This is a genomic window from Mycobacterium sp. TH-M103 (assembly GCF_057473785.1).
Map to the genome: position 1 here is coordinate 1 of NZ_JBYCLG010000133.1, position 11,592 is coordinate 11,592.

Sequence of the window (11,592 nt, forward strand, 5' to 3'; positions counted from 1 at the left end):
GTTCGTAGGACATGCGTTTCCGCCTCCTCAGGCTGATTGAAAGAGTAAGGGTTCCCACTGTTCTGATGTACAGACAATTTGTTCTGATGTACAGACAATTCGAACATTCGAACAAGTGATCGAATCTCGGTCTGCGACACCGGAAACGGCCGGCCAACCGGGAAATGACACTGTTGTGATTAGACACGGGTTGATGTGCCCGGTCAAGCGTTAGACGGCGTTTCCATACCATCTCGTGACGAAATTTCGGCGTTTCTGTTGTTTTGGCCCCCCGGCGTGTCGATCACAACTGTCACAACCGTTTCCGGCCCCGCGTCCCGGCCCGCCACCGGACCGTGACCGGCCGGTACTGTCGTGCCCTGTGAAGGTCACCGTTCTGGTCGGCGGGGTCGGCGGCGCCCGCTTCCTGCTGGGAGTCCAGCAGTTGCTCGGGCTGGGCCAATTCCGGGCGCCGGGGCAATCGCCCGACGACCACGAACTGACCGCCGTCGTCAACATCGGCGACGACGCCTGGATCCACGGGGTGCGCGTGTGCCCGGATCTGGACACCTGCATGTACACCTTAGGCGGTGGGGTGGACCCGGAGCGCGGGTGGGGGCACCGCGACGAAACCTGGCACGCCAAAGACGAATTGGCGCGCTATGGCGTGCAGCCGGACTGGTTCATGCTGGGCGACCGCGACCTGGGCACCCATCTGGTGCGCACCCAGATGCTGGGCGCCGGCTACCCGCTGACGCAGATCACCGCGGCGCTGTGCGACCGCTGGCAACCGGGCGCCCGGCTGCTGCCGGTCAGCGACGATCGGTGCGAGACCCACGTGGTGATCACTGACCCGGCCGACGACAGCCGGCGCGCGATCCATTTCCAGGAGTGGTGGGTGCGCTACCGCGCCCAGGTGCCGACCCACAGCTTCGCGTTCGTCGGCGCCGAAAAGGCAAGCGCCACAACCGAAGCCGTAGCAGCCATCGCGGAGGCGGACGTCATCCTGCTGGCACCGTCCAACCCGGTGGTCAGCATCGGCGCCATCCTGGCGGTCCCCGGCATCCGGGGTGCGCTGCGGGCCGCCACCGCCCCGGTCGTCGGCTACTCACCGATCATCGGCGGAAAGCCGTTGCGCGGCATGGCCGATGCCTGCCTGTCCGTGATCGGGGTCGAGTCCACCGCCGAGGCGGTGGGCCGCCACTACGGGGCGCGCGCCGGCACCGGGATCCTGGACTGCTGGCTGGTGCACGACGGCGACGAGGCGCTCGTCGAGGGGGTCGCGGTGCGTCCCGTGCCGCTGGTGATGACCGACCCGCGGGCCACGGCCGCCATGGTCGCCGCCGGGCTGGACCTCGCGGGCGTGCGCGCGTGAGCGGGCCGGGCGTCGGCGAGCACGGCACCGCGGCCGCGGTCGAGATCCTGCCAGTGCCCGGGCTCCCCGAGTTCCGCCCGGGTGACGACCTGGCCGCGGCCCTCGCCGCGGCCGCGCCCTGGCTGCGCGACGGCGACGTGGTGGTGGTGACCAGCAAGGCGGTGTCCAAGTGCGAGGGCCGCCTGGTGCCGGCGCCGCGGGACGCCGAGGAACGGGACCGGCTGCGGCGCCGGCTCGTCGACGACGAGGCGGTGCGCGTGCTGGCACGCAAGGGCCGCACCCTGATCACCGAGAGCCGGCTGGGCCTGGTCCAGGCCGCCGCCGGCGTGGACGGGTCCAACGTCGGCCGCGACGAACTCGCGCTGCTGCCCGTCGACCCCGACGCCAGCGCCGCGGCCCTGCGCGCGGGCCTGCGGGGACACCTCGGCGTGCAGGTCGCGGTGGTCGTCACCGACACGATGGGCCGGGCCTGGCGCAACGGCCAGACCGACGCGGCGATCGGCGCGGCCGGTCTGGCCGTGCTGCACAACTATTCGGGCGCCGTCGACGGCCACGGCAACGAGCTGCTGGTCACCGAGGTCGCGGTCGCCGACGAGGTCGCGGCCGCCGCCGACCTGGTCAAGGGCAAACTGACCGCGATGCCGGTGGCCGTGGTGCGCGGCCTGCACGTGACCGACGACGGCTCGACGGCCCGGGACCTGGTGCGGCCGGGCACCGAAGACCTGTTCTGGCTGGGCACCGCCGAGGCGCTCGAGCTGGGTCGCCGGCAGGCCCAGCTGCTGCGCAGGTCGGTGCGCTCCTTCGCCGACCGGCCGGTGCCGCCCGAGCTCGTCGAGTCCGCCGTCGCCGAGGCGCTGACCGCACCTGCCCCCCACCACACCCGGCCGGTGCGGTTCGCGTGGTTGCGCACCCCGGCCACGCGGCTGCGGCTGCTGGACCGGATGAAGGACCGGTGGCGCGCCGACCTGGCCGCCGACGGCAGGCCCCCAGAGGCGATCGAGCGCCGGGTGGCCCGCGGCCGGATCCTCTACGACGCACCCGAGGTCGTCATCCCGTTCCTGGTTCCCGACGGCGCGCACACCTATTCCGACGCCGCCCGCACCGGCGCCGAGCACACTATGTTCACGGTCGCGGTCGGGGCCGCCGTGCAGGCCCTGCTGGTGGCGCTGGCCGTGCGGGGGCTGGGCAGTTGCTGGATCGGCTCGACGATCTTCGCTGCCGACCTGGTGCGCGCCGAGCTCGGCCTGCCCGCCGACTGGGAACCGCTGGGCGCCATCGCGATCGGCTGCGCGCAGGAGCCGACGGGGCCGCGCGACCCGGTTCCCGTCGCGGACCTGCTGATCGAGATATGACCCCCGTGACGGCGTTCGCGGGCAAGCCGGTGGCCTCGGCGGACAAGGTTCGCGGCGGCTACGACACCCCCGAACCGATGGCGCGGTTCCTGGCCCGCTTGGTCCGGGAGGCCGGGCCGCGCATCGTCGAACCGGCACCCGTCGACACCGAGAACCTGTTCACCTGGCTGGACGCCGCCGCGCCCGGCGGCTGGGACGGCGTCGCGGGCAACCCGCCCTACATCCGGTTCGGAACTGGGCATCCGGCGAGCGCGAACCGGCGCTGGAGCTGATGCGACGCGAGGGCCTGCGCCCGACCCGGCTGACGAAAGCGTGGGTCCCGTTCGTCGTCGCGAGCACGGTGCTGGTCCGCGAGGGCGGACGCGTGGGCCTGGTGCTGCCGGCCGAACTGCTACAGGTCGGCTACGCCGCGCAGCTGCGCGACTTCCTGCTGCGCCGGTTCCGCGACATCACCCTGCTGACGTTGCTTGCAAGTCGGGAAGCTACCCCCCTTGGTTGCCGCACCCACCGCCAGGCGGCCCCTACCTCTAGTCGACGATTCCTGATGGTGCCACCCATTCCGTGGACTGGCCGGTGATCGTCGCTATCCGATGAAGTCAACGGTCGTAGTGCAGCACCACGAGCCGGGCACGTTCGGCAGCGGCGGCGACGAGCAGATCACCAGGCTTCACCGTGCGGTGTAGATCTTCCACGGCCAGCGCCCCTTACACCTCGAACGCACGATCCATCACGTCCTGATCAATCGCCGCCTGTGGCATCTTCGGCTCGCGGCCGGCCGGGCTTACGTGTCCACTCCTGGCCGAACTTCCGCACCGCGGCCGCGTCCCACACCGCGCCACCGCGCAGCTCCGCCAACGGCTCCGGGAACGCCCGGATGGCTCGCAGCTGGTGAACGCGCTGCCGCGAAAGACCCAACGTCTCAGCGATCTCGGCGGCTGACATCAGCTCGGGCATCGTCGGTGCCTCCGCGCGCCGGTGCCACTCGGATTCCCGGACAGCCTCCATGCCGACTGGCTCAGCCTGTACCACGTGCGCGATTTCGGCCGACATCTTCCCGACAGCCTCGAACATGTTGAAATCGCCGGGCACATATACGGTCACGTCCACTCCGCGCTCCGGGATACGCGCCACGGAGCCGTCCATGCACCCGAGCTCGGCCTCCCACGCATCAATGCGCTCCATCGACGGATCAACGTCGAACGTCAACGTGACCACCCAGTCTTCACTCACTAGGACCCTCCTTCCGTCGCTGTGACCGTTGTTCCTTCTTGCTCGGCGCGGGCCAAGGCAATCCGGCCTTCTTGACTGCCACCAGGACATCTGTCCGTCGACGTCGCGGGTTGCTCGGTGTCGCCGGGTAGCTGACGACGAAGTTTCCCTGCGGGTCGATGAAGCGTCGGTAACCTTCGCTGTCGATCTCGACGGTCCACTTTTGCGATTCGGCCCACTTGATGATGTCGCTGATGTCGTTGTCGCCGCCCATGATCCTCTTATCCATTGCGATGTGTCAATAGTATTGACTAACGCGCGACAAGGTAAAGGGTTTTAGAGAAGATGCGTCTCCGCCGCAGCTGCCCCATGCGCTGGCGATCGAGCCGCCCCGAGGAGAGCTAGGCGGAACACGGATCGACGTGGCCGCAGGTCCGTCCTAGGTTTATTTGCGTGAATAGCGGCCCGACCCTGATCCGGATGGAGGATTTGAGCCGGCAAGAACGCGCGGCTTGCACGATCGCCGTGCGAACCCTCGACGTCGCGGTCGCTGAGGCGTGGGACGTCGACGGGCGCCAGGGTGTCGTCGATGTCATGCTGACTCTGACCGACGGCCGCAGGGCGGCGTTTGAGGTGACGAACCTCGGCGACCCGGATGCGTTCAAAACGGCCAGTCTGCTTGCGCGCCAAAACCACAAGTGGCCACTGCCAGGCCAGTGGATGTGGAGTATCGCGGTGGGCTCATTCGCCGCGATGCAGCGGCTCAGGAACTGCTATCAAAACATCATCCAGATCTGTGAGGCCACAAACGTCGAGTATCCCGAGACCAGCCAGCTCGGTTGGGGGCCATCGGCAGACCCCGATCTTCGGTGGCTTGTCGAGGCGTCAGGCTGCAGCATGATCGGCCATTCGGACCTTTCTTCGCAGGGCCGCGATGCCAGGGTGGTGCCGGCGTCTCCCGGGGGCTGGGTTGACGAATCTCTGACCGGGTTCGCCGACGAACTCCGCGCGGCGTTCCAGGCCGCACACATCACGGAACACTTCGAGAAGCTGCGCGACGAACCCAACGTCGATGAACGCCACCTGTTCATCCCGCTGCACGACTCCGCGCTGCCGGCCGCCCTCAGTGCGGGATTGACGTTCGGAAAGGCGCTGCCATCCGCGCCGCCGCCCGTTCCGGACTACCTCGATTATCTCTGGCTGGCGCCCGCGTACTCGCCGCGTGTCCTTCTCTGGAGCAGCGCCGAGGGCTGGCGAAACGTCCCCAACAGGTAATCCGCGCGCGCCTGAGGAGAGACGGGGCGCCCCATCATGATTCGAAGTGACCCCCCGGGAAAGCGGTTCCCCGCCTCAGTGCCGGCTTGTCGGCAGGCGAACCTGCCCTGGTCGGTGATGGTCTCGACCAACGCCTCTTGCTTGGAGAGTTCGGCGATTCGCGACCCGAGTCCGCCATACCCCAGTGGGCGCATATCTGGCACGAGGCCCGCTCAGCTCAGATGCAGAAACAGAGTGCGGCACGACGAGATGGCAATGTGCGGTATTCGGGCGCCCGAAATGACCGCGTTCATCATTCCGCCAACAGGTCCGCAGGCGAGCGTTTGATTAGCGGGTAGATTGGCGACGCGCCGGCACCTCAGACTTCTCTGCCGTAGTTGCCCATCTTGACCAGCGAATTCCCTAGGGCGGCACACCGCTCCGAGGTTAGTGGCAAGCCGGTAATCTACCCTCTTGCATTCTCGGAGCTTGGCGACGTCAGTTGATGCGGAGCGGGTGAGTTTCAGCGTGCTGCGGTGATGGGCCGCGGACTGCTACAGGCGTGGGACCGGCGCCGCGGTTAGGACTTGTCACCTTGTGTGCGGCGGTAGATATCTGACCGGTGATCGACGTCGAGAACGTGGACTATGCGGCTGTTGTCGTCGATCTGGTAAACGATCCGATAGGTGCCACGGCGGGCGCCGTGACACCCGGCGAGCGGGCCAAACAACGGTTTTCCGACACGTTGAGGGTTGGCCGCCAGCGCGGAATCGCAAAACTCGAGCACGGCGGCGGAGACAGCTTCCGGAAGCCGATTGGCAATCGCCCTCCGTGCGGCAGGCTGGAAACGGATCTCGTACCGCTGCGCAGGTTCGGTCACGCCCCTGTGACGCGGCGACGTGCCAAATCCTGGCGAACTGTGGCCAGGTCAGCGCCACGTTCGCCACGCCGCAGAGCTGCTAGGCTCTCGGTAATTCGCGCAACGGTGTCCGCGTCACCGAGGATTTCCAACGTCATTTCCATGCCCTCAAGGTCATCCACCGACAACAAGACAGCCTCTGCTTCTCCGTTGCGGGTCAGGGTGATGCGCTCGTGTTGCTGGCGTACTCGCCTGGCTAGCTCAGAGAGGCGAGCCTTAGCTTCAGACAACGGCACGGGTGTCGCGGCAATCGTCATAGCTCGGATTATAGCCACTACTAGTCTATGTTCAGACCAATCCTGACCAAATCGTCAGCGTTGCCACACCCGTCTCACCTTTCAGCGGTTGCTGTTCGGCGGTGTGCTGCAGTAGGTCGTGTTGTTCTGCGGGATCGCGGGTGCGAGCCCGGCCCGGGTGCACACCGTCCACCTCGGCGACGCCGACGCCCTCACCGGCGCGGACCTCGACGTCGCCTCCGCTCCCGCGCTGCTGCACGAGCGGGAGAGGTGGACCGCCTACTTCCTCGAGCCCGACGCGATCCGCCTGCTGCGACGGCTCAGGGAATCCGGCACCATGACCCGGCTCGGCGAGGTGGCCGAGGTGTGGACATGGGCATCGTGACCGGCCACACCGTGCACCGGGTCCGGCGGCCGGGGGCCGACCCGGCGGCGCTGGCCGCGGCGTTCCACAACAGCGCGACGTTCGCCTTCGCCGAGATCATGGGCCGCAGCTACGGTGGGGGAATCCTGGAACTCGAACCCGCCGAAGCCGAGCAGCTGCCCATCCCGCCGCCGTCCCGCGCCGACGGCGAACTCGCCGTCGACGTCGACCTGCTGCTCAACGCCGGCGAGTTCGGCAAGGCCCTCGACATCGTCGATCGCCGCGTGCTGATCGACCGGCTCGGCTGGCCCGCCGACGACGTGGCCGGCTGCCGCGCGGCGTGGTCGGCGCTGCGCGACCGCCGGACCGGGCGGGTGGCGCGGTGAGCGTTCGCGACTCGGCGATCTCGATCCTCACCGACTGGCGGGCGCCCGACGAATGCCAGGATGCGGTGCGCCACGCCGTCCTGGCCTTCCTGCACGCCCGCCCCGACGCCTGCCGCCGCGACTGCGTACCCGGCCACGTCACCGCGTCGGCGCTGGTGCTCGACGACACCGGCGGCAAGGTGCTGCTGACCCTGCACCACCGGCTGCGCCGCTGGGTGCAGATGGGCGGGCACTGCAACGACGGGGACGCGGGCGGCCAGGACGACGCGGACATCGCCGCCGCCGCGCTGCGCGAGGCCACCGAGGAGTCCGGCATCGCCGGTCTGCGCCTCGAGCCCGAACTGGCGGCCGTGCACGTCCACCCCGTCGTGTGCTCGCTGGGCGTGCCGACCCGGCACCTGGACCTGCAGTTCGTGGCGCGCGCGCCGGCCGGCGCGCGGGTCGCGATCAGCGACGAGTCGCTGGACCTGCGGTGGTTCCCGGCCGACGGGCTGCCCGAGGGCGCCGACCACGCGCTGGCCTACCTGGTCGCCCGCGCCGTGGGCCGCCGATGCGGGGCTCAGACGTCCGAGGAGTAGCGGATCCCGCCGTCGGGAATGGTCACGCCGGGCCAGACGCGGGCGCCGCGCAGCAGCTCGCAGCGCGCGCCGATGTCGGCGCCGTCGCCGATCACCCCGTCGCGGATCAGGGCCCGCGGACCGACGCGCGCCCCGAAGCCGATGATCGAGCGTTCGATGACGCTGCCGGCCTCGACCTTGACGCCGTCGAAGATCACCGCGCCGTCCAGTCGCGCCCCGGGACCGATCTCTGCACCCCGCCCGACGACCGTGCCGCCGATGAGCACCGCCCCGGGCGACACCGCAGCGCCGTCGTGGACCAACTGCTCGCCGCGGTGGCCGTGCAGCGCCGGGGACGGGGCGATGCCGCGGACCAGGTCCGCCGACCCGCGCACGAAGTCCTCCGGAGTGCCCATGTCGCGCCAGTAGGTGGCGTCGACGTAGCCGCACACCTCGAGGTCGTCGGCCAGCAGGGCCGGGAAGACCTCGCGTTCGACGGAGACCTCGCGGCCCCGGGGAATCCGGTCGATCACCTCGCGCTGGAAGACGTAGCAGCCGGCGTTGATCTGGTCGGTCGGCGGGTCCTCGGTCTTCTCCAGGAACGCGACGACGCGGTTGTCCTCGTCGGTGGGCACACAGCCGAACGCCCGCGGGTCGCCGACCCGCACCAGGTGCAGCGTGACGTCGGCCTGCTTGGCGTGGTGGAACGCGAGCAGCTCGCCCAGGTCGGCGCCGGACAACACGTCGCCGTTGAACACCATCGCGGTCTCGTGACGCAGCTTCGGCGCGACGTTGGCGATGCCGCCGCCGGTCCCCAGCGGGTTCGGCTCGGTCACGTACTCGATCTGCAGGCCCAGCTTGGACCCGTCGCCGAACTCGGCCTCGAACACCTCGGCCCGGTACGACGTGCCGAGGACCACGTGCTCGATGCCGGCCGCGGCGACCCGCGACAGCAGATGGGTCAGGAAGGGCAGCCCCGCGGTCGGCAGCATCGGCTTGGGCGCCGACAGCGTCAGCGGCCGCAGCCGCGTGCCCTTGCCGCCAACCAGGATCACCGCGTCGACCGGGGTTTTTGCCACCTCTAGCGCCCTTCCACGTTGCGTCGTCTGCTGCGCAGCGAATTGCGCACCATCAGGCGGGAACGCACCTGAAGCGACCCGCGCAGCGTCCAGCGCAGGGGTGCCCGCCACCATCCGGAATGCCGGTCCGCCAGGAAGATGTAGGTGCTCTTGTGATGCGCCGTCAGATGATTCGCCGGGTCGTGCCCGGTGGAGTGGCCGCGGTGGTGCAGCACTTCGGCCGAGGGCACGTAGACGCTGCACCAGCCGGCCCTGCCCAGCCGGTCGCCGAGGTCGACGTCCTCCATGTACATGAAGTAGCGCTCGTCGAACCCGCCGACCTGGCGGAAGGCCGACCGGCGCAGCAGCAGGCACGACCCGGACAGCCAGCCGACCGGCCGCTCGCTGGGCTCCAGCCGCTCCTGGCGGTAGGCCGCCGTCCAGGGATTGCGCTTCCAGAACGGCCCGACCACGGCGTGCATGCCGCCGCGGACCAGGCTGGGCAGGTGGCGCGCCGAGGGGTACACCGACCCGTCGGGGTCCCGGATCAGCGGGCCGAGCGCGCCCGCCCGCGGCCACCGGTTGGCGGCGTCCAGCAGCGCGTCGATGCTGCCCGGACCCCACTGCACGTCCGGGTTGGCCACGATCACCCAGTCGTTGTCGTCGCCCAGCCGGTCGACGGCGCGGTTCACCGCGGTGCCGTATCCGAGGTTGGCCCCGGTCTCGAACAGGCGCACGTTCGGGTAGCGCTCCACCGCCTCCTGCGGGGTCCCGTCGGTGGAGCCGTTGTCGGCCAGCAGCACCTCGACCGGACGATCCGTGGCCAGCGACAACGAGGCCAGGAAACGCTCCAGGTGCGGGCCCGGCGAGTAGGTCACCGTGACCACCGGTACGACGTCAGTCACGCGTCGAGGGTAACGGTCGGTCGCCCGCGGCGACGCCGCCAGCCGCCGCCAGCGCCGCGACCAGCGCCTCGCGCCAGGGCCGCAGCGGGCGCAGGCCCGCCGCCCGGGATTGTTCGCCGCCCAGCGCGGAGTAGACCGGCCGCGGGGCCGGCCGGGGAAACTGCGCGGTGCTGACCGGCCGCACCCGCGACGGGTCGGCGCCGCACTCCTCGAAGACCGCCCGGGCCTGCTCGAACCGGGACACCGCACCCTCGTTGGCGGCGTGCAGGACCGGGCCGGGCACGCCGTCGTCGGCCACCTGCAGCAGCGCGGCGGCCAGGTCGCCCACGTAGGTCGGCGAGCCGGTCTGATCGTCGACGACGTTCACCGGACCGTCGCCGGCGGCCAGCCGGCGCATGATTGCGACGAAGTCCTTGCCGGTGCCGCCGGTGTAGACCCAGGCGGTGCGCACGACCACGCCCTGCCGGGCGTCCGGCAGCGCCGCCAGCACGGCCCGCTCGCCGGCGAGCTTGGTGTGGCCGTACACGCCCGCCGGCGCGGTGGGGTCGCTCGGCTCGTAGGGGCGCGACGCGACGTGCGCGGGGTCACCGCCGGAGACCTCGCCGCCGAACACGTAGTCGGTGGAGACGTGGATCAGCCGGGCACCCGCCCGTGCGCACGCCTGCGCCAGGTATCCGGGCCCGGCGGCGTTGACGGCGTGGGCGCGGTCCTGGTCGCTCTCGGCGCCGTCGACGTCGGTGTATGCCGCGCAGTTGATCACGACGTCGCCGCGCTCGATCCGTTCGGCCGCCGCCGGGTCGGTGATGTCCCACCGCGACGACGTGTAGGCCCGCACGTCGCGGCCCTCATCGGCCGCGAGCACCGCCAAGGTGCTCCCCAATTGGCCCCCGGCCCCGATGATCACGATCCTGCCCGACATGGCATGAGTCTGGCACGCCCGGGGCACGCGGGCGGCCGCTACCCACGAAGCAGCTGTGCCGCAAGTAACCTAGTGGGATGGGAGTGCAACGTGTGGTTCGTGTGGCTGCCACCGCGCTGACGGTGCTGGTCGTGCTCGGCACCGGGATCGCCTGGACCAATGTGCGGTCCTTCGAGGACGGCATCTTCCACATGTCGGCGGCCTCGCTGGGCAAGGGCGGCGACGACGGCGCGATCGACATCCTGCTGGTCGGCCTGGACAGCCGCACCGACGCGCACGGCAACCCGCTGTCGGCCGAGGAGCTCGAGACGCTGCGCGCCGGCGACGAGGAGGCGACCAACACCGACACCATCATCCTGATCCGGATCCCCAACAACGGGAAGTCGGCGACCGCCATCTCGATCCCGCGCGATTCCTACGTGTCGGCCCCGGGCCTGGGCAAGACGAAGATCAACGGCGTCTACGGCCAGACCCGGGAGACCAGGCGCGCCAACCTGGTCAAGGCCGGCGACTCGGCCGAGCACGCCGCGGCCCAGGGCACCGAGGCCGGCCGGGAGGCGCTGATCAAGACCGTCGCCGACCTCACCGGGGTCACCGTCGACCACTACGCCGAGATCGGGCTGCTCGGTTTCGCGCTGATCACCGACGCCCTCGGCGGCGTCGACGTCTGCCTCAAGGACCCGGTGTTCGAGCCGCTCTCGGGTGCGGACTTCCCCGCCGGACAGCAGCGCCTGTCCGGCCCGGAGGCGCTCAGCTTCGTCCGCCAGCGCCACGAGCTGCCCCGCGGCGACCTGGACCGCGTCGTGCGCCAGCAGGCGGTGATGGCCTCGCTGGCCCACCGGGTCATCTCCGGCAAGACGCTGTCGAGCCCCACCACGCTGCAGCGCCTGGAGGCCGCCGTGCAGCGTTCGGTGGTGCTGTCCTCGGGCTGGGACGTCATGGACTTCGTGCAGCAGATGCAGAAGCTGGCCGGCGGCAACATCGCGTTCGCCACCATCCCGGTGCTCGACGGCGCCGGCTGGAGCGACGACGGCATGCAGAGCGTGGTGCGGGTGGACCCGCACCAGGTGCAGGACTGG

General features: G+C 70.1%; 11 protein-coding genes and 3 pseudogenes. 7 read left to right on the forward strand and 7 right to left on the reverse strand.

Going from position 1 to position 11,592, the window contains the following annotated elements; translation table 11 throughout:
* Positions 1-361 precede the first annotated feature (361 nt).
* From cofD to AC2VOR_RS07465, 3 genes and pseudogenes are all read left to right on the forward strand, one after another.
* Positions 362-1,354 carry a 2-phospho-L-lactate transferase gene (gene cofD / locus AC2VOR_RS07455; RefSeq protein ID WP_369740119.1) on the forward strand — a complete coding sequence of 331 codons (993 nt, stop codon included), beginning with the start codon at positions 362-364 and terminating at the stop codon, positions 1,352-1,354.
* Complete coding sequence (locus AC2VOR_RS07460; protein ID WP_486963510.1) at positions 1,351-2,706, forward strand: coenzyme F420-0:L-glutamate ligase; 1,356 nt, start codon at positions 1,351-1,353, stop codon at positions 2,704-2,706. Before cofD ends, AC2VOR_RS07460 begins: the two co-directional genes overlap by 4 nt.
* A 5-nt stretch (positions 2,707-2,711) precedes the next feature.
* Positions 2,712-3,169 (forward strand): annotated as a pseudogene (locus AC2VOR_RS07465) (Eco57I restriction-modification methylase domain-containing protein); the annotation flags it as partial.
* Between the two features lie 290 nt (positions 3,170-3,459).
* On the opposite strand, the pseudogene AC2VOR_RS07470 reads toward AC2VOR_RS07465, so the two are convergent.
* Positions 3,460-3,936 (reverse strand): annotated as a pseudogene (locus AC2VOR_RS07470) (hypothetical protein); the annotation flags it as partial.
* On the reverse strand, positions 3,929-4,189 hold the full coding sequence (locus AC2VOR_RS07475; RefSeq protein WP_486963511.1) for a hypothetical protein: 261 nt from the start codon (positions 4,187-4,189) through the stop codon (positions 3,929-3,931). The pseudogene AC2VOR_RS07470 and the gene AC2VOR_RS07475, both read right to left, overlap by 8 nt.
* Before the next feature lie 206 nt (positions 4,190-4,395).
* Between AC2VOR_RS07475 and AC2VOR_RS07480 the strand changes: the two genes are divergently transcribed.
* Positions 4,396-5,190, forward strand: coding sequence for a hypothetical protein (locus AC2VOR_RS07480; RefSeq protein ID WP_486963512.1), 795 nt, complete (start codon positions 4,396-4,398; stop codon positions 5,188-5,190).
* Between the two features lie 559 nt (positions 5,191-5,749).
* On the opposite strand, the gene AC2VOR_RS07485 is transcribed toward AC2VOR_RS07480, so the two are convergent.
* Both AC2VOR_RS07485 and AC2VOR_RS07490 read right to left on the reverse strand, forming a co-directional pair.
* The gene (locus AC2VOR_RS07485; protein ID WP_369740135.1) at positions 5,750-6,049 is read right to left on the reverse strand and encodes a type II toxin-antitoxin system RelE family toxin; all 300 of its coding nucleotides are present in this window, start codon (positions 6,047-6,049) and stop codon (positions 5,750-5,752) included.
* Positions 6,046-6,345, reverse strand: coding sequence for a type II toxin-antitoxin system Phd/YefM family antitoxin (locus tag AC2VOR_RS07490; RefSeq protein ID WP_369740136.1), 300 nt, complete (start codon positions 6,343-6,345; stop codon positions 6,046-6,048). Before AC2VOR_RS07490 ends, AC2VOR_RS07485 begins: the two co-directional genes overlap by 4 nt.
* Before the next feature lie 49 nt (positions 6,346-6,394).
* Between AC2VOR_RS07490 and AC2VOR_RS07495 the strand changes: the two are divergent.
* Both AC2VOR_RS07495 and AC2VOR_RS07500 read left to right on the forward strand, forming a co-directional pair.
* Positions 6,395-7,074, forward strand: a pseudogene (locus AC2VOR_RS07495) (hypothetical protein); the annotation flags it as partial.
* Positions 7,071-7,652: an NUDIX hydrolase gene (locus AC2VOR_RS07500; protein WP_369740138.1), complete on the forward strand. Its 582-nt coding sequence runs from the start codon at positions 7,071-7,073 to the stop codon at positions 7,650-7,652. The pseudogene AC2VOR_RS07495 and the gene AC2VOR_RS07500, both read left to right, overlap by 4 nt.
* Here the strand turns inward: AC2VOR_RS07500 and manB are convergent.
* From manB to rfbD, 3 genes are read right to left on the reverse strand one after another with little or no spacing between them, the layout of a single operon-like run.
* The gene (manB, locus tag AC2VOR_RS07505; protein ID WP_369740140.1) at positions 7,634-8,710 is read right to left on the reverse strand and encodes a mannose-1-phosphate guanylyltransferase; all 1,077 of its coding nucleotides are present in this window, start codon (positions 8,708-8,710) and stop codon (positions 7,634-7,636) included. The two genes, AC2VOR_RS07500 and manB, sit on opposite strands and share 19 nt — an antisense overlap.
* A gap of 2 nt (positions 8,711-8,712) precedes the next feature.
* Positions 8,713-9,576, reverse strand: a complete 864-nt coding sequence (locus tag AC2VOR_RS07510; RefSeq protein WP_369741733.1) for a glycosyltransferase family 2 protein — start codon at positions 9,574-9,576, stop codon at positions 8,713-8,715.
* Between the two features lie 10 nt (positions 9,577-9,586).
* Positions 9,587-10,513, reverse strand: coding sequence for a dTDP-4-dehydrorhamnose reductase (rfbD, locus tag AC2VOR_RS07515; RefSeq protein WP_369740142.1), 927 nt, complete (start codon positions 10,511-10,513; stop codon positions 9,587-9,589).
* Between the two features lie 77 nt (positions 10,514-10,590).
* Between rfbD and AC2VOR_RS07520 the strand changes: the two genes are divergently transcribed.
* Positions 10,591-11,592, forward strand: a 1,002-nt coding sequence (locus AC2VOR_RS07520; RefSeq protein WP_486953608.1) for an LCP family protein, incomplete at its 3' end; no start/stop codon positions are given.

Excerpts from the sequence above, each read along its gene's own strand:
- AC2VOR_RS07475 (WP_486963511.1), bottom strand. The coding sequence starts at position 4,189 with ATGGGCGGCGACAACGACATCAGCGACATCATCAAGTGGGCCGAATCG.
- AC2VOR_RS07480 (WP_486963512.1), top strand. The coding sequence starts at position 4,396 with ATGGAGGATTTGAGCCGGCAAGAACGCGCGGCTTGCACGATCGCCGTG.
- AC2VOR_RS07490 (WP_369740136.1), bottom strand. The coding sequence starts at position 6,345 with ATGACGATTGCCGCGACACCCGTGCCGTTGTCTGAAGCTAAGGCTCGC.
- rfbD (WP_369740142.1), bottom strand. The coding sequence starts at position 10,513 with ATGTCGGGCAGGATCGTGATCATCGGGGCCGGGGGCCAATTGGGGAGC.